This window comes from Akkermansia biwaensis (assembly GCF_026072915.1).
Taxonomy (GTDB): domain Bacteria; phylum Verrucomicrobiota; class Verrucomicrobiia; order Verrucomicrobiales; family Akkermansiaceae; genus Akkermansia; species Akkermansia biwaensis.
In genome coordinates this window covers 2,348,445-2,372,107 of sequence record NZ_AP025943.1, presented here as the reverse complement: position 1 = coordinate 2,372,107, position 23,663 = coordinate 2,348,445, and the positions used below count along the sequence as shown (strand labels likewise).

Sequence of the window (23,663 nt, the reverse complement as noted above, 5' to 3'; positions counted from 1 at the left end):
TCAGACCAGCGCCTCCAGTTTCAAGATTTCATCACGGTTGCCGTAGTCCCGCGCGCGGCATGCCGCCGCCAGGCTTTCCAGACGGGCGGGATCATGCAGCAGGGAGAACAGGGCCTGCGCGGCGCCCTCTTCGTCATTCGGGACAATGACTCCGTCCACGCCGTCCTCCAGATGGCCGGAAGCCGTGGGAAAACGCGTGATGGCCACGGGACGCCCCAAAATCTGCGCCTCCCTCACCGCCACGGCTTTCCCTTCATAGCGGGACGGCTGCACATACAGGCCGCAGGCGGCCATATAAGGATAGGGGTTGGCCTTTTTTCCCAGGATAACAACGTGCTCCTCCATCCCATGCGCGGCAATCTCCCGCCGCAGGGAAGCCTCGTCTCCGTAGCCTGCCAGATACCACCGCAGGCCTTTCATCCCCATCTCCACCAGGCGGGCGGCTATCCTGACGGCGCGGTCCATGCCCTTGGCATGGGAGAACCTTCCCACCGTGCACAGGCACGGGGAGCCTTCCATCACGGCGGAAACGTCTTCCAGCGCGGCCTGTTCCCGCACCGCCCGGGGGGAAACGATGTTCTCCATCGCCAGCAGCCTGTCTTCCAGCTCCGGGAACCGGGACAGAAAACCCTTCCCCGCCTCCGGGGAAATGGAGACAATGCGGTCGTAACTGCTCCATACCGGGAGTTCGCGCTCCGCATTGATGCCGATGGAGGAATAATCCGTATGAATCCAGGCAACTTTCCTGCGGGCCAGCACCTTGTCCCTGACGATGCGGTGGGGCGTCAGGAAACTGACCGCCAAATCGTACATTCCCAGCTTTTTCAGGGAAGGCAGGAAAGGAGCCGCAGCCGCGACGGCGTCATCGAACACAGCATAATTTTCCAGCCCGTTCAGCCTTTTTCCAAACCGCGCGGACTGCCATTTGGCCCACAGCCGGGCGCAGAAAATTCCCAGCCTGCCTTCCGCCAGAATGTCCTTCAGGGGCCGGGACAGCGCCCGGTAAGCCGGGAGCTCCGGCAGCAGGTTCACTTTTTCCGGAATCAGCGGCATCAAATCTCCGGAATGCCTGTAAACGAACAGGTCAACCCGGAAACGGGAAGTGTCCAGCGCCTCCAGCAACCCCAGCAGGGCACGCTCCGCGCCCCCCAGTTCCATGTATTGAATAGCTATGAAAATACGCTTCATCTGCATGCCAGCCTGCGCACGTGAATCAACAGTCCCCGGAAGGGCGCCGTCCTGAACAGGACGGCTGTGCAGAGCCCCAGGGGAACGACGACGGAAATGGCCCCCCACAGGAACAGGTCGGCCAGCGGGGAAGCAAACCAGGACCGGGAACAGAGGGGATAGGTGAGGGCGTAGCCCGCCGCCGTAAGCAGCACGTATTGCCCGTACGCCAGGAAGTATTTCCTCAAGGGCTGGTGGAACACATGCCTGTACACCAGCCGCGGGAACTGCCAGACGCCGATGGAAAGAAGGCTGAGCGTGGCCGCCAGCAGAACGCCCGCTATCCCCCACCACTGCACCAGTATCACGGCCAGGACGACGTTGATCACCCCCTGGAGAAGCGGGGAGTAGCGGTCCTGGTGGAAGATGCCCGCCTTGGTCTTGAACACCATGGCGGAGCGGCGCATGCCCACCACGAAGAAATTCAGGATAATCACGAAGGAAACGGCCCCAGGCAGAATGTACCCGTCCCCCAGCCACCAGCCGATGAAGGGATTCAGCGTGTTCAGCAGGACGACGGAGGCCACGCCGGACACCAGGAAGTTGATCAGGAAAACCCTTTTGAAGATTTCATACACGTGCGCCCTGTCCTCGCTGGCGATCAGGTTGCCCACGCTTTCCGCCATGCTGTTGATCACCTGCATGATGAAGGTGGAAATCGTCCCGACCACGAGCATGTAGTTGGAATAAAAGCCCACCGCCGCCAGCCCCACGAAGCTGGAAATGACGATGTTGCTGGTGGAATGCATGAAGTAGCCCCCCACGCTGTGCAGGAAAAGCGCCTTGACGTTGACGACGATCTGGCTCTTCGTCACGGCGTCCACCGCATGGGCCATGCGGCTTTTCACATAGGGGTAAAGCGCGTCCACCTTCCGCACCATGGCCACATTGAATCCCGCCAGAAACAGGGATTCCACCACCAGATACAGGATGTAGTTGCCCGTATAGTACAGGATGCCCAGCTTGGACAGGTTCAGGCCCACCTGGTAAACAAAATTGATGGTCCCCAGCCGGTAGTTTTTCTGGTCCGCGTTGATCAGTGAATTCTTGTACGCCGTCAGGTACGGCAGAATGGAATTGAAGACGAAGATGAAATAAACCAGCGTCAGGTAGTCCAAATGGTCCCCGTTCCTGATGAAGCACCCCAGGAAGGGGTACAGGCACAGGCACAGGAAAAACACGGCCGCCGCAATGAGGCGGTACACCTTGCGGTAGAATTGAAGCAAGGCGAGAATACGGGGCTGGTCGTTTTCAGCCAGAGGCTTGTAAAGATGGAACACCACGCTGGTTCCAAAGCCGGATTCCAGCAGGGTGACCGCCGCCAGGATATTGGTCAGCAGCCCGTTGAGGCCCAGGTATTCCACGCCGATTTCATTGACGAAAAGCTTGCGCGTCACGAATCCCAGCAGGGTCATCGTGACCATCAGGCTGACGGTTACCAGAAAGTTTTTGCCGGAATTCAGCGTTCTCATCCTTCCCCTTCCTCCTTGTTGAGTTCCACGCTCAGGCGCAGAGCCATTCCCTGGGCGAAGGGCATGAGGCCCCAGACGTCCGAATACATGCCGATTCCCTTGGTATCCCCCTGGCACATGTCCAGCGCTCCGCTGCGGCGCGTCACCCCCATCAGGGCCTTTTCCGCACCAAAGGCGGCATCCAGAAAACAGGACTCCCCGGAGATATGGTAGGCTGTCAGCATCAGCAGGCCCATCAGGGCGGTTCCGGAAGATTCAAAGACGGATTCCGGCCTGGCGACCATCCACCCGAATCCGCCATTCCGCTTGCGGAGGGGCAGAAGTTCGCGGGACAGGGACACAATGCGCTTCGCCATCGCACCCGCCTCCGGTCGTCCGTGGGCTTCCATCAAGCGGTACAGTTCGCACAGCCCCAGCGCATACCAGCCGATACCGCGCGACCAGTCGTACAGCCCCAGGGGATAGCCGCGGTCCATCTCAAACCCGTGGGCCGGAAAAGAGGACCCGGCCAGAAGGGCCGCATCGTATTCCTCCACCTGCCTTGCCGCCAGGTTCCAGTCTTCCTCCCGCCCCGTGCGCGCCGCGCAGGCCGCCGCTAATGGGCAGGCCAGGCCTATGGTGTCCACGTAGCGGACGGCGGGCTGCCCGCGCCTGTAAGCCAGCGTACCCGCCTCCGTCTTCAGGGATTCCAGAAAAGCCAGCGATTTTTCCACCAGCCGCTCCTCCACGCCGCATCCGGCTTCCAGCACGGCATAATCCAGCAGCATCCTGTCCACTTCCCATGTCCCGGGATTTTCCCGCTCCAGATAGTTCACGACCAGTTCATGACTGCCGAGGGCGCCCCGCAGTTTTTCCCTCAAATCCCCGTCATTCCGGTCTCCGGCATAGGCATTCAGGCCCAGGGACAGCCCGGCAAGCTGCCAGCCCTGAATGGCGGCGTCCGCATACGCTCCCCGCAGCATGTCCCAGAGGACCAGCCTTCCCTGGTCCTTTTTGGGGACCGGGGGCATGCGCTTCATCCATGCCGAGGCTTTCCGGGCCAGGGCATCCTGCCATGCGCGGCGGTCCCGCCAGCGGCCGATGCGGATACGGCCCGTCCAAGTCTCCAGGAAACGCCACGCGTCCACGCAGGCCGCCGCTGCCGCAACAACCGCCGCTACGGAAAGAATGGAAACATAAAGAGTCATGACCGTTTCACCAGGGATTCAAGTTCTTTCCGGCAGCCGCGCAGCCGTTCCAGATACGCGGGAAGCACTTTCCCGTATGTCTTCTTGATTTCCTTTTCCCTTTCCATCATCCGGACAAAGGCGTTCCGCAACTCATCCGGGCCGTCCAGCGACTGCACCGGAACCACGTGCCCCTCCTCCGTTCCGAACAGGTCGCGGGCAATCCCGCGCGCCTTGACGGAATACCCCGCCACCAGCGCGGGAACGCCCGTGGAATAAGCGGCGATGGACGCATGCGTACGGGCGGCCACCAGGAACCGGCAACGGGAAATATACCCCTTCAAGTCCCCGCAGGAGGCGTCTTCAATCATGATCACCCTGCCCGTATGGCGGAAACGCCCGTGCAGTTCCGCCAGAGGCCTGCGGTCGTCATTTCCGGCCCACACCACATGGGGAATCAGCGCCACGTTCATTTCCGTATTTTCCAGCAGCCATTCGACAAGCCGGGAATAATTTTCCATCACGGCTCCGGGCCTCGCCTCGTGCCCGATCACCATGGGGCTGACATTGATTCCGGCCATGTTCCCCTCCTTCCAGCCCTCCGGTACTTCCACCTCGTTGGCCGGCAGGGCAAACGCCGGGTCCGGATACAGAACCACGCGGGAAAGGCCGCATTCCCGCAGGGCGTCGTACGTGAGGGACTCCCGCGCCACAATCAGGTCAAACGCCCCAAGGTCCTCCAGCATCCTGCCCTTCATGTCCTCCCTTTCCAGGGAACAACCCCACAGGACCACAGGAACGCCGGCCTTCCGGAGCAATTCGTTCTGGAGGTAGATATGGACGGGTTCCCCGTAGCAGTAATTGTCCCCTCCGCCGCACAGGGCCAGGTCCGCATCCCCAGCTTCCTTCACAATGCCGCCGAAGGCAATCCGGTCAAACGCATCCTTCACCCCCAGAACGTGCAGCCGCATCCACGCCGCAGCCCAGGCCGGGGAAAGCCTCCGGATGGGGCGCCGTTCCGGCAGGACGCGCACCAGGCGGTCCAGGCCGCACCGGACGTCCTGCCCGCAGGCGGAGGAAACAAGGCTGCCCTTTTCAGGACGCAGCAACAGCATGGTGGACCTGACAATCGCCTCGCACCCGTGATTGCCGCTGCCGCCGTGAGGATATAGAAGAATTTTACGCATGGCCGTCTGATGATTTTTTCCCGGCGTACGCCCCTTCCAGGAGCAGGAACAGGCAGAAGGGGAGACGAAGAAAGAGGCAGACTTTCATCCATTCCGGACAGGGAAATGCGCCGGGATGGGCGCGCAGCAACGCGTTTTCCGGAACTTTCAGAATACTGCGGACGGCCTTGAAGCGGTCCTTCACGCCGCGGCACTCCTTGAAACGGTAAATTTCAAACAGGGAATCATACACCATTCCCCACCACCGGGACGCCAGATAATTCTCCACGAGGCCGCCCTGAAGCCCCTGGTCGCGGAAATATTGCCGGACCATCCTGAACTGTCCGGCAATCCATTCAAATTTTTCCGGAACGAACCGCGTGGACAGAGTGCCCTTTTCCGCCCTGCGGTAGAAATAAACGGCCTTGTCCACCGTCCTCAGCCGCCTGATGTGCTTCAGGTAGGCCATGTTGAATTCCAGGTCCTCCCCGTAGGAGACGCCTTCCGGAAAGCGGATGGAATACCTGTCCACCAGCTCCCTGCGGTACAACTTGGCAACGGGCCCGAAGAGCAGGAAGGAGCGGAACAGGCGCACCCACTCCTCCTCTCTTCCGGGGACGGCCTCCAGTTCCACCGGCACGGGCACCGTAAGCACGTCCTTTCCGCCGGCACGCACGGAACGCAGCCCGGCGACGGCCAGATCGCATTCCCCGTCTTCCACGGCGGCGGCCAGAGTCCGCAGGCACGCGGGCTCCACCCGGTCATCCCCGTCAACAAAGCACAGCCACGAGCCCTCCGTTTCTTCAATGCCGCGGTTCCTCGCCGCGGATACGCCCCTGTTCCTCCCCATGTGAACCGCATGGATCCTCTCATGCCGGGTGGCCAGGGCATCGCACAGGATGCCGCTCCCGTCCGTGGAACCGTCATCCACCAGGCAGACGTCAAAATCCGTCAGGGTTTGCCGAAGGACGGAATCCACACATTCTTCCAGAAAATGACCGGCATTGAAAACAGGAATGATAACGGAGACAAAAGACATGCGATTCAATGGTTTGTTTCAAAAAGCCCTTCCAGGGCGTTCATCCGTCCGTCCAAATCAACCCGGCTGCCACCGCGGAGAGCCCGTTCGCCGTAATCCCGGCGATCAGCCCTTTCCGTCAGGATATCTTCCAGAGCGCGGAGCAGGTCCTGCGTATCATTGCCGGCAATCAGGCCGAATTCCCCGTCCCCCAGCTGTTCCCGAACGCCGGAACACAGGGTGGAGACCACGGGAATACCGAGGATCAGGCTTTCCGAAATGACCGTGGAATGCCCCTCGCTGCGGGAAGAACACACCATCCAGTCCGCCGCCCGCATATAGGGATACGGATTTTCCTGATGGCCCAGGAATGTGATCCTGTCCTGCAAGCCCCGCTCCCTGACCAGGACTTCCAGCTTCCGGCCCTCCGGTCCTTCTCCCAGAATCCAGAGATGGAAGGAGAATCCCGCCTGTGCCAGACGGTGGCACGCTTCCACCAGGCGGTCGAATCCCTTCTGCGGGACAAGGCGCCCGGAAGCGCAGAAAAGCGTTTTTCCTTCCGGACGCTGCGGCACGAATTCCGCGGATTTTTCCTTGATGGCCTGCACATCGATCGGATTGTAAAGAACCCTGGCATCGCGCAGGGGACCGGCCAGGGCCACCACGGATTCCTGAACGTCCGGGGAAACGGAAACCACCGTATCAAACCGCCGGTAGGCCCGTTTTTCCTCTTCCGCATTCCTGTACGCCGGCAGCGTCCAGTGATTGGCGGCAAGGTCGATATGCACCCATGCCAGCTTGCGGCTGTCCGCATTGGGGGAGCCGCTGGCAATTCTGGTGGCGTAACCTTCAATGAAGGCCGCTTCCACATCATAGGTTCCGCGGATAAACATGCGGTAAAAGACCGACGGAGGGCAATGCCTGTATACCAGCAACTTCAACTTGTTCCCCGCCTTGATTTTCAAACGCGTCCAAAACCCGTCCCCTTGCCGCAGGGAACCAAGCAAAAAGCGGAAGGCAATATTCCGGGGATAACCGGACGGTACGTCCTCCTTTTTCAGGCAATATACGGAAATATTCCATCCGCTCCCTTCCCAGCGGTTCAGCAGGGTTTGCAGAATTTTTTCTGCTCCGCCGCCCGTCAGGCTGTTGACGAAAAACACGATTCTTTTTTTCATTTTCCCGCCCCCTCCAGCAAACGTTCCACCTCCCGGACGGCAGTCGCATAGGCCACCTGCCGGCCTCCCAACGCCGCCTTTTCCCGCCATTCCGCACACGATTCCCTGCCGGACACGAAGTCCTCCAGGGCACGGGCCAGAGCCTCGTCGTCATTATCCACCATGAGGCCAAAGCGGCCCATTCCCAGCTGTTCCCTGATGCCGGAGCATTCTACCGCCAGAACGGGCACACCCAGAATGAGGGCTTCCGTCACGACGGTACTCATTCCCTCGCTGCGGGAACTGCACACGAACAGGTCCGCACCCGCCATCCACGGGTAGGGATTTTCCAGAAAACCGGGCATCAGCAGGGATTCTGAAACTCCCAGCCCGGCAGCCAGCCGTTCCAGATCGTTTCTGAGGCGTCCTTCTCCAAGAAGAACCAACTCTGCGGTTCGGCCCCGCTCTTTCAGCCGGGCAAGAGCGCGGATAAGCCTGTCAAATCCCTTCTGTTCTTCCAGACGCCCGGCGGAAATGATCCTGAAACACTTCTTTTCAGGAACTCCCTCCACGGCGGCGGATTTAGCCAGCACCTCGTCCCGATCCACCGGGTTGTGCACGACGACGGACCCGGGATGCGTTCCAAAACGCCTTTCAAAAGCCTCCTTCACCGTCCGCGACACATGCGCTACTGCGTGAAAACGTCCATAAGCCCTTTTCTCCTCGTCCAAAGACCGGAACACCACTCCCTGCGTCCAGGGCCTGGCTTCCAGGTCCACATGCACCCAGGCTATTTTCCTGGTCTCCCCGGCCTTTCCGCTCTTTCCCCCCGGCGCGGCCGCCAGCAGGCGGGTGGGCAGCCCTTCCGTGAAAGCCGCCTCCACATCATAATCTCCGGCAATGCGCCACCGATAAATCCAGCTAGCGGGCAAAAAACGATACACCAGCGCATACTTCACCCGATAAAGCCAGCCAGAGCCGCCCACGATGAAGCGGTAGCGGGCATGTTTCCGGACCTCATCCCGGTACTGCCCGCAGTCCACGACAGCGCATACCGTCACGTCGAATTTGTCCCGGTCCAATCCGCGCACCAGGCCGGAAAGGATTTTTTCAGCTCCTCCTCCGGAGAGGGATTCCACCAGAAACAGGACTTTCAGACGGGAATGCGGCATAAAACGGACTTTCAAATGAATTATTTTTCCGCACACGGAGAGGAGGTATCCAGACTCCTGTACACGGCATACCCGCGGGAAGAACGGCCATGAGGCTCCACATCGCACAGGACGATGCCCATGCGTTTCAGCTCCCCGTTTTTCCATATCTTCTGCAATCCGGCCAAATCACGCTTCTTCACGCAGCCGGCCCGCATGACGTACAGCGTGACGTCGGCCAGACGGGCGACGATGTGCGCATCCGCCAGGGAGGAATAGGGAACGCAGTCCATGAAGATGAAATCATACTGTTCCTTCAATTCCTCCATAAGCTTTCTGATGCGATCATGCAGCAACAGCCGGGAAGGATGGTCCGGCAGGGTTCCAGCAAACAAATAATCCAGATGGGCGGAAACTGGGGACTGTTCCACCAGGGAACGCCAGCCGCCTTCCCCGGCCTGTTCCAGATCTCCTATGCCCGGTTTCCCGGCTCCGCCCAGCAGGGAACTGAGCGATCCTTTCCTTAAATCCATATCCATCAGGAGCACCTTTTTTCCGGCCACGGCCAGGGAAAGGGCCAGGTTCACGGAGAGATAGGTCTTCCCTTCCCCGGAACAGGTGGACGTAATCAGGACGCTGAGGGGTTTTCCCGCATTCTCGTCGGAAAGGGCCACCATGCGTTCCGCCAGCAGGGGGAAACATTCGGACAACTCGGAAGGCTCCTCCAAATTCACCACGATTTCCTGGTTCTTCAGCTTCCGCAGCTTGCGCGGCAGTTCCCCGTATACGGGAATGGCGGTCAGGGCTTCTATTTCCTTCCGGCGCTTTACGTTGGAGTCCAGCATCGCGGCGACTACGCACAGGACCACGGGAATGGCCAGTCCCGCCAGGAATCCCACCATCAGAATTTTGGGAACGTTGGGCTCCAGGGGGCCGTTGCCGCCCCGCACATCGTCCACCATCCGCGCATTGTCTTCCGTAGCGGCCAGGGCCAGGGAATTTTCCTCCCTCTTGTTCAGCAGAAGAACGTATAGGGACTCCCGGACGCGCTGCTCCCGGTCAATGTAGTTGACGTCCCGTTCCCTGCTGGAGACGTTCCTGATGTGCTCCCGCGTCTTTTCATGCTGGTCCTGGATGTTCTTCTTCTTGACCAGCAGGGAAGTATAGTAATTGTTCACGGAACGTTTCAACGCATCCTTCAGGGAGGACAAATTGGCTTCCAGCTCACGGACAATCGGATTGTTGTCCCCCGCATTCACCTTCAGGCTGGTCTTCTTCAGCAGGGTGTCGTTGAACACGCCGATCTGGTCCCGGATGCCCATGTCCGCTATTTTCGAATTGATGGGGACCAGCCTCGCATCGTGTTCCGCCTCTTCTTCCAGATACTGCTTCAGGTATTCAATGGACTTGATCTCCAGCTCCAGCTCCCTCAAATCCTTCTTGTCATTGATGCTGTTCTCATATTCTTCCGTGAGGGCGGTGGACAGGTCCGTCAGGATGTCGGTCTCCTTTTTCAGCTTTTCAACGGCCAGGTCATTTTTTCTCATTTCCTCGCTGATGACAGCCAGGCGCTCCCCGATGAATTTGTTCGTCTTCCTGCCGCGCGTGTTTTTCTCCTTCAGGGACGCCTCATTGTAAAAATGGACGATGCTGTGCAGGATGTTCTCCGCCTTCACCGGATTGTTGCAGCGCATGGAAATATTGACCAGGTTATTCTTTCCATTTGCCTTTTTGACGGTCAATCCGCTTCTCAGCCCCACCGCCGCATTCCTGACGGAGGTTTTCCTGACAATCACGGGGACGTTCAGTGCGGCTTCACTGAACCGAGGCGTTTTCTCCACGATGAACGTCAGGGAGTCGAAGCGCACTTCCTTGCCGAAGGTTCCCGTTTCCTGCCCCTGGCGGTCCTTTTCATCCTTCTCCAGCCGGAATTCCGTCTCCGAAAGGGGAACCACGCGGAACCTGGCGTCCGCCGCCTCTCCTTCCTGCGTGAATTGTACCGCAATGGGGGAATCCTGATAAATTTCCACCTTGCGGAACTTGTCCTTCTTCCAGTAGGTGACGTCCAGCTTCAGCTTCCGGACTACCGTTTCCAGCAAGGAATGGGAGGAAAGCAGGAATATCTCGTTATCCAGATTGGTGGCGGCCGTGTTGACGATTCCATTGGTGGAGGCCAGCACCGTGGCGGCCACGGACTCCTTGGGGTAGTCGTCCTTGATGAGGATGGTGGTGGCCTTTCCGTAAACCTGGGGCTGCCGCGCCGCATACAAATAGGCCAGGGGGAGGCAGACGCACAGGGAAAGCACGCACCAGTACCATTTCCGGACAATCCGGGCCAGGATGGCCTTGGGACTGGGAAGCAGGGATACCGAAGCAGCGCCGCCGGCCCCCAGGGATTCCGTCTTGGGAGAAAGGTCTTTCATGGGATTTTAAATGCAGAAGGCCAGAATGACCATGGCAATGGAAGTGCCGGAAATCAGGTAGGGATAAATCTGGAGTTGTTCGCTCCGCGTATTCACCTTCCTGTCCGATGGGGTGACGTAAATGACGTCGTTCTGCTGGATGTAGTAGTAGGGGGAATGGAACAGGTCGCTATTGCGCAGGTCCACCTTGGACGCGATGCGCTCTCCTCCGGATTCCCGGATGATGTAAATGTCGCGGTTGCCGTCCATGTTCAGGTCTCCGGCCTTGCTCAACGCTTCCAGCAGCGTCAGGCGTTCTCCCTTGATTTCATAATTGCCCGGCTTGGACACTTCCCCGAGAACGGAGAATTTGAAATTCATCAGGCGCACGCTGACGGCAGGGTCCTTGATGTACCCTTCCCGGATGATCTCGTTTTCAATGTCGTTCGCCAGCTGGGTGCAGGTTTTGCCCACAGCCTTGATTCTTCCCAGCACGGGGAACACGATATCGCCGTCCGTATTCACGAAGTAGCCGCGCTCGTCGTCCCTGGGGCTGGAAACGCTCCCGCTGTCCTTGTTGAACATCTGGGCGAGGGTGGGATTCTTGCTGCTGACGGAGATGAACAGGCGGTCGTCCTTCTTGATGACTATTTTATACTCCTTCCTGATGGAGGATTTCTGGTCCAGCACCAGGTTTTGGACGTAATTGACTTCTTCCGGCTTGACGCAGGCGGGGAGGGCGCACACCAGAGCAGAGGCTACCAGAAGGCGGCTCCAGAGGGCGGGACGGCGGAATGGATGTAGGTATTTCATTGGATGGATCAAGCAGAGTTTAGATGGTGAGGATTTTTTTTGAGTCCAGGTAGTCGTATTTCTGATAAGGGGAATTGTTGCTTTTGTATTCGGGTATCAATTGTTTCATGGCGCGTACGGTATCTTCCAGACGACGGGATTCCGCATGCTGCACCAACTTTTCAAAGGCGTCTTTCAGCTCGGACATGTCGTACTTTCTGGCCTCGAAAATGCGGATGCGCTTGTGGGCGGTTTCCCGGGTCTGCTCGTAATCCGTCAGCAGCTCCTCATAAAGTTTTTCCCCGGGGCGCAGGCCCGTGAAGACAATACGAATATCCTTCAGCGGAGAAAGCCCCGCCAGGCGGATCATTTTCTTCGCCAGCTCAACGATTTTCACTTGCTCGCCCATGTCGAACACGAAAATCTCTCCGCCGGAACCCATGGCGTTCGCCTGGAGAATCAGGCGGCAGGCTTCCGGAATGGTCATGAAATAACGGACGATTTCAGGATGGGTCACCGTGACGGGCCCTCCTTTCTTGATCTGTTCCTTGAACAGGGGAATGACAGAACCGGCGCTCCCCAGCACGTTGCCGAAGCGCGTGGTGATAAACACGGTGGAGCCTTCCCCGTTCTCCCGCCGCAGGGATTCTCCCAAACTCTGGACGTACATTTCAGCCAGCCGCTTGGTCGCCCCCATCACGCTGGTGGGGTTCACCGCCTTGTCCGTGGAGACCATGACAAACCGTTTGACGCCGTATTTGACGGCCAGGGAGGCTACGTGCATGGTTCCCTTGACGTTGTTGATCACGGCCGTGCAGGGGTCTTCCTCCATGATGGGGACATGCTTGTAGGCGGCGGCGTGGAAAATCAGGTCGGGACGGTACTGCCACATACAGTATTCCAGCTGGCGCCGGTGGCAGATGCTGGTGATGCTACTGGCGACGGAAACCTGAGGATAGTCTTTTTCCACTTCTTTCCGTATCAGCCACAAGGGCGTTTCCGCGTGGTCCAGCAACACGATCCTCCGGGGGGCAAACCGGCACAACTGCCTGACCAGCTCGCTGCCGATGGAGCCGGCGGCGCCCGTCACCATCACCACGCTGTCCTTAATCCCTGCGGAAATCGTCCCTTCGTCAATGTTGATTTCCTCCCGGTCCATCAAATCTTCAATCTGCACGTCGTCCACGGCCACGCCGGAATAATCATGAAACGACTGGAAGAGGTCATGGGAAATGAGAAGGCTGATTCCCCGTTCCAGGCAAACGTCAGCCAACTTTTTTTCTTCGAGAAGGTCATCCTTGCCTACGAAAATGATGGCCGAAGCCTTGAATATGCCCAAAACGTCCTCCACCTCGGAAGCTTCACGCACAAAACGAACGGGAATATCCCTGATCGTTCTTCCGTCCGCCTGCTGTTCAGACGTCAGAATGCCCACAATTTCATATTCCTCGCTCTTCAGGCTCCTGATCAGGGAGGCCTTCAGCAGGCAGGCGTCCAGCTTTCCGGCAAGGGCCACCCTCTTTCGTCCGGAAGTGGTGATGGAGGAAAGAGACTCCTCCGCATGGAAATGGTCCAGCCAGTTTCTGCCGCCGATACAGGCCAGACGCCCCCCAATCAGCGCCAGGCTGGTCAGCATGAAGTTGAACACCACGCCGGCAAAGTGTACCTTGTAATAACCTGGCCAGATGCAGGTATAAGTAAGGCTCACGAGCACGCACGCCAGCAGGATGGCTCCCATTAGCCTCTGAATGTCCTTCAGGGTGGTGTATCGGATCATGCTCCTGTAAACGCCGGAGTTCCAGAGAATGACGCCGGTGATCGCCATGTCGATGAAGAGGATGTAGGGGAGGTTGGGAACCAGCCAGTTCCCCCGATAGAGGAATCGGCAGTACAAAAAGGCCAGCATCGTCGTCATCAATGACACGGCCAGATCCAGCGCGAAAACAAATTTCTCGCTGGAGTTCAATAAATAATGTCTCGCGTAATAGAGGAAGCGCGCGATGGGATTATGATCCGTCCGTTCCATGAACATGAAATTTAAAGGGTTGCCATAACGTCCATGATGCGGTCCATGTCCTCCCCGGTGAGAGAAGCGCCCGAAGGCAGGCACAGGCCCTGTTCAAACAGGCGGTCCGACACGCCGGCCCCATAAAACGGGCAGGAGCGGAACACGGGCTGCAAGTGCATGGGCTTCCAGAGGGGGCGGCTTTCCACGCCGGCCTTCAGGAGCGCCAGCCGCAGCTCTTCCCGGTCAAAACGGGCTTCCTCCGGATGGATCTGCACGCAAGTCAGCCAGTGGTTGGAATGGTAGCGGGAATCCGGATTTTCCAGCAGGGACAGCCCCGGCACGCCGGAGAGCCGGCGGCGGTAGTCTTCATGAATGCCGCGCCTCTTTTCCAGGAAGGCGGGGAGGGAGAGCATCTGCCCGCGGCCTATGCCCGCGCACACGTTGCTGAGGCGGTAATTGTAGCCGATGCGCGCGTGCTCATAATGCGGAGCCTGCTCCCTGGCCTGGGTGGCGTAAAATTTGACCCTGTTCCGGGATTCCTCGTCCGGGCAGCACAGCGCGCCGCCACCGGAGGTGGTGATGATCTTGTTCCCGTTGAAGGAGAAGGCGCCATAGGTCCCGAACGTCCCGCACTTGCGCCCCCGGTACTCGGAGCCGAGCGCCTCGGCAGCGTCTTCCAGCACGGGAATGCCGTATTTCCCGGCAATTTCCATGATTTCCGCCATGCTGGCGGGCATGCCGTAAAGGTCCACCGGAATCATGGCTTTGGGTGCGCGGCCCGTCTGCCTGATGCGGTCCCTAATGGCTTCCTCCAGCCATTCCGGAGACATGTTCCACGTCTTTTCCTCACTGTCCACAAACACGGGGGAAGCCCCCTGGTAAATAATGGGATTGGCGGAAGCGGCAAACGTCATGGACTGGCAGAGGACTTCATCTCCCGGCCCCACTCCCAGCATCACCAGCCCCAGATGAAGGGCAGAAGTGCCGGACGCCAGGGCCACCACATGCGTTTCCCCCAGGTATTCCTCCAGTTCCCGTTCAAAAGCGTCCACGTTCGGGCCCACTGTCGTCACCCATTTCGATTCAAAGGCTTCACGCACGAACCTTTCCTCCGCCTCCCCCGTGCAGGCAAGAGAGAGCCAGATGGCGGACTTCTTTTCCGGCGCGGGGGACGGCTTCTTGTTCAGCACGGCGGGGCAGCCCGCATAAGTTCCCTCCTCCAGCGCATCCCGCACCAGGGTGGAATTGGCGCCCAGCACGACGTTCCGCTTCACCGTGCGGCACGGGAGCACCACGGACGCCGCTCCCAGGAAGTTGGCGTTCCCCAGCGTCACGCCGCCGGATATCTTGCTGCCGTTGGCCACGACGTTCCAGTTCTCCAGCGTCACGTCATGGCCAATCAGGGAACCGCAACTGAACAGGTTGAAGTCCCCCATTTCCACATGGCAGCTGAAAATATGGCCGAAGCTGATGACGTTCCCCTTCCCCATGACCATCCGGTCACGGTCATAAAACTTTACATCCGGCGCGATGATATTGGGAAAATCCAGCAGCGGATTATCCAGCAGGCCGGAAATGCGCTCCAAAGCCCGCGGCGAAGCGATCGCGATCACGACGGAAAGAGGTTCCTTCCACGCATTCAGGTCTTCCACCGGGCCCAGCACGCAGCCATACTCATTTTCCGTTCCGGCGGGGACCCCGTCATCAAAGAAACCTATCAAATTCCAGGAGGGGGATTCCCCGTTGATTACCCGGAGGCAGCAGGCCGTTTCCCTGCCGAATCCCCCGGCGCCGACGATTGCTATATTCTTTTTCATTTTCCAGAACCCGTAAATTTTTCCATGGTGGCGCTGCCTTCGGCGCTGATGCCCTGGCGCCGGACCACCTTTGCCAGCGTTAACAGAATGATGCGCGCATCCAGCAAAAAGCTCAGATGGTCCACATACCAGACGTCCAGTTCAAATTTGCGCTCCCAACTGATGGAATTGCGCCCGTTGACCTGGGCCCAGCCCGTAATGCCGGGCCTTACGTCATGGCGGCGCGCCTGCTCCGCACTGTACAGGGGCAGGTATTCCGGCAGCAGCGGGCGCGGGCCTACAAAACTCATCTGCCCCGCCAGCACATTGAACAACTGGGGCAGCTCATCCAGGGACAGGGAGCGCACCAGACGCCCCGCGCGCGTCAGCCGCCGTTCATCCGGCAGCAACACCCCGAGGGCATCCTTTTCATCCGTCATCGTCTTGAATTTGACGATGCGGAACAATTTGCCGTGACGGCCGGGACGCGTCTGGCGGAAAAACGGCGTGCCGCGATTGGCTGCGGCCAGAAGCACCGCCAGCACCAGGAACGGGACCAGCAGCGCGGCCAGCGCAACCAAGGCGATGGAAAAATCCAACACCCTCTTGATGCAATTCCCGTAAATCATGCCGACACCCTCCCGTAAAAATGCACCAGTGCTTCCCACACGATCCGGCAGCTGAAGCGGCTTTTCACCTGCTCCGCCGCCTGCACCCCCATTCTCCTGCGCCGCTCAGGATCATCCCGGAGGGCCGTCATGGCCTGCCGCAGGGCCTCTTCATCCCGCGCCGGGACCAGCAGGCCGTTCACACCGTCCTTCACAATCTCGTTACACCCGCATATATCCGTGGCAATGGAGGGCAGTTCCATGGCCCCCGCCTGAAGGAGGGAATTGGGGAATCCCTCCCGGTAGCTGGGCAGCACGAACACGTCCGCCGCCTCCAGCCAGGGCCGGATATCCTCCTGAAAACCGGGACGGAACACACCGGGCACGTCCAGATCCACCCCGGAGCAATCCTCCGTCCATCCCACCAGCGCCAGAAAAACGGGCGCTCTTTCCGCCTCCGCGCGCAAAGCGGAAAACGCGGCAAGCAATTCACGGACGCCCTTGTCTTCCGTAATCCGCCCCACAAAAACAAACAGCACGGCCTTCTCCGGCAGTTCCAGGCTCTTCCTCATTTCCTGCCGCCAGCCGGAGCGGCGGAAATAATCCGGATCAATGCCGTTGACGTTGCCGTGGGCCAGGATTTCCAGGGGCTTGCCTGTTATCTTTCCCGCCAGCAATTGCCGCCGGACGCCCTCCCCCTCCGGGATGACGTGCGTCGCAAACAGGCAGGTCAGGCGGTCCATCTGCTTGAGCAGGAATTTGAAGGCCCCTTCCCGGTAGGGAAAAATCAGGCCGGTGAAGGTATGGACCCTGACCGGAACACGGGCCAGCGCCGCCGCCGCCATGCTCAGCAGGCCGGCCTTGGGGGTGACGGAATGCACTCCCCACGGGCGCTCCCTGCGGAACAGGAGGAACAGGCGCCACAGGCTTTTCAAATCCTTCCACAGGGAAATGGACCGCTCTATCTCAAGCTCCACGGTTTCCACCCCTTCGCGACGGCGGATGCGCGCATGTTCCGCGCCGGGGGAAGCCACGGCAAGAACGTCAAAAAACCCGTTTAGGTAATTCAACTGCCCCTTGAGCAACAGGTCCAGCGAGATGGGGGAAGCCGCAACCCGGATGAGCTTCCTTTTCATGCGTTGTAAATATTCATGTAAAAGGTGAAGGCGTAAATAACCGGGATGAAGCAGGCCAGTTTCTTCTCCTGGTCCGCCCAGAACCTCTGCTTGAAAAAGGGATAGATGAACACAAAACCCATCAGGAACCAGGAAAGCTGGGCGAACCTGTTGCTGAACGCCGCATACATGCAGAGAATCCAGAACGCGTTGGCCGCAATGTAGATGTTTAGTAGCCACGTATACATCACGTCCCGGTACTCCTCCCTGAACAGGAAGTAACAGCCCGTAGCAATGGGCAGCGCGCTGTAAATCAGGAAATCCCAGCGGAAACCCACGCTGCTGAACAGAGGGGAGGACGCCTTCAATTCGTCCGCCTGGTTGATGTAGAGGGTGAGGCGGGGGTCATCGAAAAAGCCGGAGGAGGCAATCATCTCCCCAATGGCGGGTCCCGCCAAGATGACGGCCAGAATACTCCCCACCCATCCCGCCACATAATACCGCGTATCCGTGACGAACCAGGCGCAGGCTCCCGCGGCGGCCAGCAGCATCATGGATTTGTGCAGGCTGGCGGCTAGCACGGCGCAAAGGAGCATCATCTTAAGATTATTGCGGAAGGTGAGGCCCAGAATCATCACGGAGGCGGCCATCCCGTTGCGGACGCCGTTGACCCCGTATACCCAGAAGGTGAACATGGCGCACGCAACCAGAAAGGGAATGAACCACCTGGCCCCGAATATCCTGTAACTGGCCAGAGCCAGAGCGCCTACGTACACCGCGGAACAGGTCAGGAAATAATCATGCACATTGCCGTGCTGCACCCATGCATGCAGAATCACGGCAAACAGCCATTCCCCCTTCATGCCCGTCAACTGGGCTTTCCAGTTGCCCTCTTCCTCCTGCTGAAGATGCTGGAATTCAGCGGCGTAATTGATGGTATCCCCAAACTCCGGGCTGACGGGGCGCGCCCCCATGTACAGAATCAGGGCGACGACGAACAAAAAGCCGGCAAGACTGTCCAGCCTGGTTGTGGAAGAGGAATAAATTCCCCCCGTTCCCGCCTGATAAACCGCACCAAGAATTAAAAAAAGGATGGTCCAGTTAAACAATGCAGTGTATGAGGAAATGGGAATAAAATCGAAACACATGCCAAGGCAAAAACGGGCGCGGCCGGACATTAGCGGATTACCAGTCCGCAGGGTGAATACAGGCACAGCAAAGCTGGCAAATTCAGCTTCTTACACAAACAGAAAAAACTGTCTTTTTTGTTAGAATAAAAACACAGAAACTTCTTAAAGTTTATATTGTCAGAATCTTCGTTTGACAGCGGACTGGTAATCCGGTTTAATATTTCGCTCTCAAAAAGCGTTTTTTCTTTTCATTCATCATTATATATTGAATATGAAGAAAATAGCAAATGATGCTAACTAGATGACAATGCAGAAAACACTTTTCCGGCATTGCGCGGCGCGCCCGGATGGCCTATCCTCTTCCCCGCCCCGGGCCATGTTCCCTGTTCTACCTGCAGGCAGGCCATCCGTTCATGGCGGCGGGCCCTTGCGATTTCATTTGCTCCCTCGGTCTCATGCACCATCCTGTTCAAGCCACACCGGACGCGCCCCTCGTCAGCATCATCATTCCCGTATACAATCTGGAAACGCGCGTTTCCTCCTGCCTGGACAGCCTGCTGCGCCAGACCTGGTCACCGCTGGAGATCATCCTGGTCAATGACGGCTCCACGGACCGCACGGCCCATGTCCTGAACGCGTACGCGGCGCTTCACCGGAACATCACGGTCATCACCCGGGACAATGCGGGTGTAGACGCCGCGCGCTACGCCGGCATGGACGCGGCAGCGGGTGAATACGTGATGTTCGTGGACGGGGACGACGCCCTGTTCCCGGACAGCGTGGAAGCCATGGTTCAAATGGCCGCGCGGGAACGGGCGGACGTCGTCATCGGCGACTATGTCCGCTACCTGGACCGCTTCGGGATCTTCCGCAGAAAGGACGGCTGCATCACGCACAGCCGGACCGTGGAGAGGGAGGAATTCCGGGCGTCCTATTATTCCGGCTTCTTCGGCATGGACAGGCACGGCCTGTTCTACACCTACGGGAAAATGTGCATCAAGCTTTACAGGAGGGAATTCCTGTTGTCCGCCCGCCCCTCACCCAGCGGACTGAGGTATGCGGAAGACCAGTTGTTCAATCTCCAGGTCTTCCCCCGGGCGGAAAGAGTCGCCCTGCTGGCAAAGGATGTGTACGTGTACAAATTCGGCGGAGTGACGGGAAATCTCACGCTGTCCCTGTTTGACGACATGATCCGCCTGCATTCCCGCAAAATGGGCATGACGGACCGGGAAGACTGGAAAAAAAGCGAATTGAGGGCGTTCCTGAACAACGTCCGCAGTTTTCTGGCAACCCTAGCCGTTTCAGGCCAGCTCACGGCGCGCCGCATGCCGGAAGCCCTGCAAAAGCTGAACGAAAGTTCCATCTGGCGCCAGGCACTGGAAGCACATCCCGGAGTTGACGACGGTTTCTTTTCCGCCATGCGCCGGAACGACCACGCCGCGGCATACCAGGAACTCAGCCGGAACACCTTCCTGAAAAAAGTCTCCTACAGGTTGCGCAGAATCATTCTGAAACTGGTCCGGTAAGGCGGCGCGCTCCCCTTTATTTTCCGGAAGGGATATGCCTGCTGAACGGGGTCTTTTCCCGGTCCACGGGCATGCCGTGTTCATTGAACCACGGGAACATGTCCTTCCCCAGCGCAATGCTGATGACGGCTACGGTGTCATCCATGTTATAGCGGTGGTCCATTCTGGCGGGAACATATTTCCGCTTGGCCCGGAAGTATTTGGAGAGGAACTCCGGGTCCATGCCGCGGAGCTGTTCAAAGACCCAGAACGACTTGCCCCAGTGTATTTCGTTTTTTCTGCCTCCGTCCAGCCGGACGGCTCCGGGGCGTTCCGTGTTGCCGTAGATGTCGTACACGGTCATGTCCGGGTCCAGGGTGCTGGCGCGGCGGATCGTGTTTTCAATGCGGCGTTTGCCTTCCTCCGGATAGCCCAGGTCGCCCATGACCACGTCCCCCACGTAGGTGGCGATGGGCTCGTTCCATACCTCGGGATGGGGAAGCACCCAGGAGTGGGTGAATTCATGGCACAGGAATTCGATCATGCCCTTCTTTTCCTTCGGAAAATTCTCCCAGAAGACGGCCAGGCCCACATAGCCTCCGGCGGAAAAACCCCCGCCTCCGGTCGCCAACAGCCCCACCTGGTTTCCCATTCCCTGGGAAAGAGGCACGCCGAGGCGTTTTTCCATGGCGGGGCGGCATTGGGCCTCAATCTTGATCATGTCCTGGAAGTAGGGCGCCAGATAATCGGAATAATGGAACGTCACGCCATCCACTACTTTCGAATTTCCCATCCGGGTGGAACCTACCGCGGGCAGCGGCTTTTCTCCGCTCACTTCCTTGCCGGAAGCGGCCTCTTTCAGCACGGGCGTCACCCATTCCCTGTTCAGGGCATCCTTGCCGTCAGGGTTGTTGCCCAGCAAATTGCGGGCAACGGCAATCAATGTTCCCTTTCCTTCCTTCCTGCGGGCCATCACGGTGGCCTGCGCGGAATCCTGCACGAGGGTCTCCCACTTTCCTCCCGGTTTCAGCACCAGCACGCTCACGTTGTTTCCGGCAACGGCGGAAGAACCGCCCACAGCGGAAGTCAGGAAAAAGGGGGGCACGGCTTTTCCTTCAAACCGGGCGCCGAATTCGGAGAGCAGCAGGTTCTGGCCTTTTGTTCCCGCATTCCCGGCAATCAGCACGCAGCCGCCCTGCCGCAGGAATTTCTTCAGAAAGGCGACGTCGCGGGCATTATAGCGCACGTTGCCGTCACAGCCCAGCAGGGCGATCAGGTTGATATTCTCCGTATCCAGATCATAGAGGTTGCCCCAGTTGCTCAGGACAACCTGGTCGGGAAGATACTGGCTGCGGAATCTGCCGTCCGCATAGAAGGAGAATTCATGGGACAGGTCGGCAATGCCGTGAACGCGGACATTCTCCGCGGACTGCGCGAAAAGACCGGACAGGCAGAGGAACAGGGACGGGATTAGTTTGGGGAGCCACATATATGGAATCTATACGGAGCAAATTCATGGGGTTTTTCATCAACCTTGCTCTCCCGCCGCCGCAGAGCCGTCCCCGGTTACGGAACAGCCGTCCGGGAACCTTGCGGCAGGTTCCCGGACGGCGTGAATTCAGGCCAGCATGGACCTGGCCATGTCTGACAGATCGTCGTCATACACGAATTTGCAGCGGTCTCCGCGCTGCTTGAACAGTTCGAAGAAACGCGGCATGTCTTCTTCTGGAATGGAAAAGCCCAGCGCATCCAGCCGCATTTTCACGGCGTGCCTGCCGGAATGCTTGGTCAGGGGCAGTTCCGTAGGGCCCCAGCCTATTTCCTCCGGGTCCATGATTTCATAGGTACTGCGGTTTTTCAGGATGCCGTCCTGATGAATGCCGGAACCGTGGGAAAAGGCGTTCGCCCCCACCACGGCCTTGGAACGGGGAACGGCCATGCCGCTCATCTCCGCCACGATGCGGCTGGTTTTCACCAGCTCCCGCGTCCGGATGCCGGTTTCCAGGCCGGAGAAGAAGTCCGGGCGGGAATGGACCGCCATGACGACCTCCTCCAGCGCGGTGTTTCCGGCCCGTTCCCCGATGCCGTTGATCGTCCCCTCCACCTGCCGGGCTCCGGCCCGGATGGCCGCCAGGGAATTGGCCACGGCCATCCCCATGTCGTCATGGCAGTGGACGGAAATGACGGCGCGGTCCACGTTGGGGACGTTGGACTTCAAGTAGGAGATCAGGCGGTGGAATTCATCCGGCATCGTGTACCCCACCGTATCCGGGATGTTGACGATGGAGGTTCCCGCGTCAATGACGGCTTCCACCACCTCCGCCAGAAAATCGGGTTCCGTGCGGGAGGCGTCCTCCGCGGAAAACTGCACTTCCCGGCACAGCCCCGCGGCCAGGGAGACGCCCTTGACGGCCATCGCCAGAATTTCCGCGCGGCTCTTGTTCATCTTGTACTGGCGGTGAATGGGGGAAGTCGCCAGAACGAGGTGGATGCGCCCCCGGTCCCCGGCCGGAGACACGGCCTCATGAACGGCCAGAATGTCTTTTTCCACGCAGCGGGCCAGACCGCAGACGCGGCTTGACTCCGTGCGCTCCGCCACGGTGCGGACGGCCTGGAAGTCGCCGTCGGAAATGACGGGAAACCCGGCTTCAATGACGTCCACGCCCAAGGCTTCAAGCTGCATGGCTATCCGCACCTTCTGTTCCACGGTCATGGCGGCTCCGGGGCACTGTTCCCCGTCCCTCAGCGTCGTATCAAAAATATGTATGTGTTTTTTCATTACAGTAAAAAAAGTGGTAAGAGTTCATTCCTTCCAAACAGCGCGCGCCGGTTCCCGTTTTCCGGGGTTCGCCAGGCAGCGCCAATCAAGACCAGCCGTTTACTTCCCTCGCGCCGGAACGGCTCACCGGCGCATATCAAGATATCTTCACGGACTACCGTCCGAGAAGCAGCAATAGACGACCTTGAAGGAACAGGGTGTTCATCTTGCCTATTTTTACTATTAATTCTCCCACATTGAAACAGAGAGGAGACAGGAGTGATGTTGCACCTTCCCCCCAAATCTGTCAAGGCCATACCACTAATATTACTTTATTCAATTTATAACAAATACTTTATTGATTCGTTACCTATGAATAAGTGAAAAGCTACTCAGTTAGAACATCCTAACTGAGTAGCTGATTAATTCCGTTTACCTATGAATCCCAATAAGTTTCAATCCACGCACCCATTAAGGATGCGACATCGGTCATGATTATTCCAGGATACTACTCCCTAGTTTAATCCATGCATCCAAACAGGATGCAACTACCCTCAAGAATTATAGTTCCAATAATTCTTGAGTAATAAGGAGAAGGTAGCTCCTATGGCTAGAATTATCTATAAGAAATTGAAAATTGTCAAATCTCTCAGGAGCTCTCAGGAAAATATTTTTTATTTGGATTTATAGGTATATTTTCTCTTGTAATGCCCATCTACCAAAGATATGATATCTCTTGTTCTAAACAAAGAGAGAGAAGTACGTCAATACTCCTCTCTCTATTGTTGAACACAACCTCGTGGAGAGATTGATATCAGTTCAGCTTTGTAGCAAGCACCTTATAAAGGTTCATGGTGATGATGTCAATCCGGGAAACAAGGTACACCATCATAAACATCATGATTTATGCAACAAAAATCAAATTGAAACCAGGCCGCATTTATCCGCATTCCGCATTAGAAATCTCAACAATCTACCTTGTTGGAGTCCAAAATGAGAGATTTTATGCAAAGGAAGTTGTGTATGATCTTGTTAAACAAGGCTATATTATACAGGTAAACATAAGCCCCCATTATCCAAAACTTATTGCTGCCATTAGTTCAGAAGGAGAAAAATATGTGCGTTCGGAACCTAATGATACAGTGCAGGACAACCTGTTAAGGCTACCTCAAATCTAACTCTATATTATTCA

The 23,663-nt window shown here is 58.0% G+C and carries 18 protein-coding genes and 1 pseudogene; 2 read left to right on the top strand and 17 right to left on the bottom strand.

What is annotated here, in order from left to right; translation table 11 throughout:
• The 15 genes and pseudogenes from OQH67_RS09780 to OQH67_RS09715 form a co-directional block, all read right to left on the bottom strand.
• Positions 1-1,188, bottom strand: a complete 1,188-nt coding sequence (locus tag OQH67_RS09780) for a glycosyltransferase (protein ID WP_215434832.1) — start codon at positions 1,186-1,188, stop codon at positions 1-3.
• Complete coding sequence (locus OQH67_RS09775; protein WP_215434833.1) at positions 1,185-2,699, bottom strand: lipopolysaccharide biosynthesis protein; 1,515 nt, start codon at positions 2,697-2,699, stop codon at positions 1,185-1,187. Before OQH67_RS09775 ends, OQH67_RS09780 begins: the two co-directional genes overlap by 4 nt.
• Positions 2,696-3,886, bottom strand: coding sequence for a glycoside hydrolase family 88 protein (locus OQH67_RS09770; protein ID WP_215434834.1), 1,191 nt, complete (start codon positions 3,884-3,886; stop codon positions 2,696-2,698). Before OQH67_RS09770 ends, OQH67_RS09775 begins: the two co-directional genes overlap by 4 nt.
• Positions 3,883-5,052, bottom strand: coding sequence for a polysaccharide pyruvyl transferase family protein (locus OQH67_RS09765; RefSeq protein ID WP_215434835.1), 1,170 nt, complete (start codon positions 5,050-5,052; stop codon positions 3,883-3,885). Before OQH67_RS09765 ends, OQH67_RS09770 begins: the two co-directional genes overlap by 4 nt.
• On the bottom strand, positions 5,045-6,070 hold the full coding sequence (locus OQH67_RS09760; protein ID WP_215434836.1) for a glycosyltransferase family 2 protein: 1,026 nt from the start codon (positions 6,068-6,070) through the stop codon (positions 5,045-5,047). The genes OQH67_RS09765 and OQH67_RS09760 overlap by 8 nt, the downstream gene beginning before the upstream one ends.
• A gap of 5 nt (positions 6,071-6,075) precedes the next feature.
• Positions 6,076-7,227, bottom strand: a complete 1,152-nt coding sequence (locus OQH67_RS09755; RefSeq protein WP_215434837.1) for a glycosyltransferase — start codon at positions 7,225-7,227, stop codon at positions 6,076-6,078.
• Entirely contained in the window at positions 7,224-8,378 is a 1,155-nt protein-coding gene (locus tag OQH67_RS09750; protein ID WP_215434838.1) for a glycosyltransferase, read from the bottom strand. The genes OQH67_RS09755 and OQH67_RS09750 overlap by 4 nt, the downstream gene beginning before the upstream one ends.
• Before the next feature lie 20 nt (positions 8,379-8,398).
• Positions 8,399-10,780, bottom strand: coding sequence for a GumC family protein (locus tag OQH67_RS09745; protein ID WP_215434839.1), 2,382 nt, complete (start codon positions 10,778-10,780; stop codon positions 8,399-8,401).
• Positions 10,781-10,786: 6 nt separating this feature from the next.
• Positions 10,787-11,572, bottom strand: a complete 786-nt coding sequence (locus OQH67_RS09740) for a polysaccharide biosynthesis/export family protein (protein ID WP_215434840.1) — start codon at positions 11,570-11,572, stop codon at positions 10,787-10,789.
• Positions 11,573-11,591: 19 nt separating this feature from the next.
• Positions 11,592-13,583: a UDP-N-acetylglucosamine 4,6-dehydratase family protein gene (locus tag OQH67_RS09735; protein ID WP_215434841.1), complete on the bottom strand. Its 1,992-nt coding sequence runs from the start codon at positions 13,581-13,583 to the stop codon at positions 11,592-11,594.
• 5 nt (positions 13,584-13,588) lie between these two features.
• A complete protein-coding gene (locus OQH67_RS13140; RefSeq protein WP_343195906.1) occupies positions 13,589-14,704 on the bottom strand; it encodes a DegT/DnrJ/EryC1/StrS family aminotransferase in 1,116 nt (371 codons plus the stop codon).
• Between the two features lie 441 nt (positions 14,705-15,145).
• Positions 15,146-15,376 (bottom strand): annotated as a pseudogene (locus OQH67_RS13135) (PglD-related sugar-binding protein); the annotation flags it as partial.
• The gene (locus OQH67_RS09725) at positions 15,373-15,981 is read right to left on the bottom strand and encodes a sugar transferase (protein ID WP_215434908.1); all 609 of its coding nucleotides are present in this window, start codon (positions 15,979-15,981) and stop codon (positions 15,373-15,375) included. The pseudogene OQH67_RS13135 and the gene OQH67_RS09725, both read right to left, overlap by 4 nt.
• Positions 15,981-17,099, bottom strand: coding sequence for a glycosyltransferase family 4 protein (locus tag OQH67_RS09720; protein ID WP_215434843.1), 1,119 nt, complete (start codon positions 17,097-17,099; stop codon positions 15,981-15,983). The genes OQH67_RS09725 and OQH67_RS09720 overlap by 1 nt, the downstream gene beginning before the upstream one ends.
• Complete coding sequence (locus OQH67_RS09715) at positions 17,096-18,226, bottom strand: EpsG family protein (protein ID WP_215434844.1); 1,131 nt, start codon at positions 18,224-18,226, stop codon at positions 17,096-17,098. The genes OQH67_RS09720 and OQH67_RS09715 overlap by 4 nt, the downstream gene beginning before the upstream one ends.
• A gap of 437 nt (positions 18,227-18,663) precedes the next feature.
• Between OQH67_RS09715 and OQH67_RS09710 the strand changes: the two genes are divergently transcribed.
• The gene (locus tag OQH67_RS09710) at positions 18,664-19,734 is read left to right on the top strand and encodes a glycosyltransferase family 2 protein (protein ID WP_215434845.1); all 1,071 of its coding nucleotides are present in this window, start codon (positions 18,664-18,666) and stop codon (positions 19,732-19,734) included.
• Positions 19,735-19,750: 16 nt separating this feature from the next.
• On the opposite strand, the gene OQH67_RS09705 is transcribed toward OQH67_RS09710, so the two are convergent.
• Together OQH67_RS09705 and OQH67_RS09700 are read right to left on the bottom strand one after the other, a co-directional pair.
• Positions 19,751-21,202, bottom strand: a complete 1,452-nt coding sequence (locus OQH67_RS09705; RefSeq protein WP_215434846.1) for a hypothetical protein — start codon at positions 21,200-21,202, stop codon at positions 19,751-19,753.
• Between the two features lie 129 nt (positions 21,203-21,331).
• Positions 21,332-22,492 (bottom strand): 2-isopropylmalate synthase, encoded by a 1,161-nt coding sequence (locus OQH67_RS09700; protein WP_215434847.1) that lies wholly within the window; start codon positions 22,490-22,492, stop codon positions 21,332-21,334.
• A gap of 878 nt (positions 22,493-23,370) precedes the next feature.
• Here OQH67_RS09700 and OQH67_RS09695 point away from each other — a divergent pair.
• Positions 23,371-23,649, top strand: a complete 279-nt coding sequence (locus OQH67_RS09695; protein ID WP_215434848.1) for a DUF3892 domain-containing protein — start codon at positions 23,371-23,373, stop codon at positions 23,647-23,649.
• Positions 23,650-23,663: the final 14 nt, after the last annotated feature.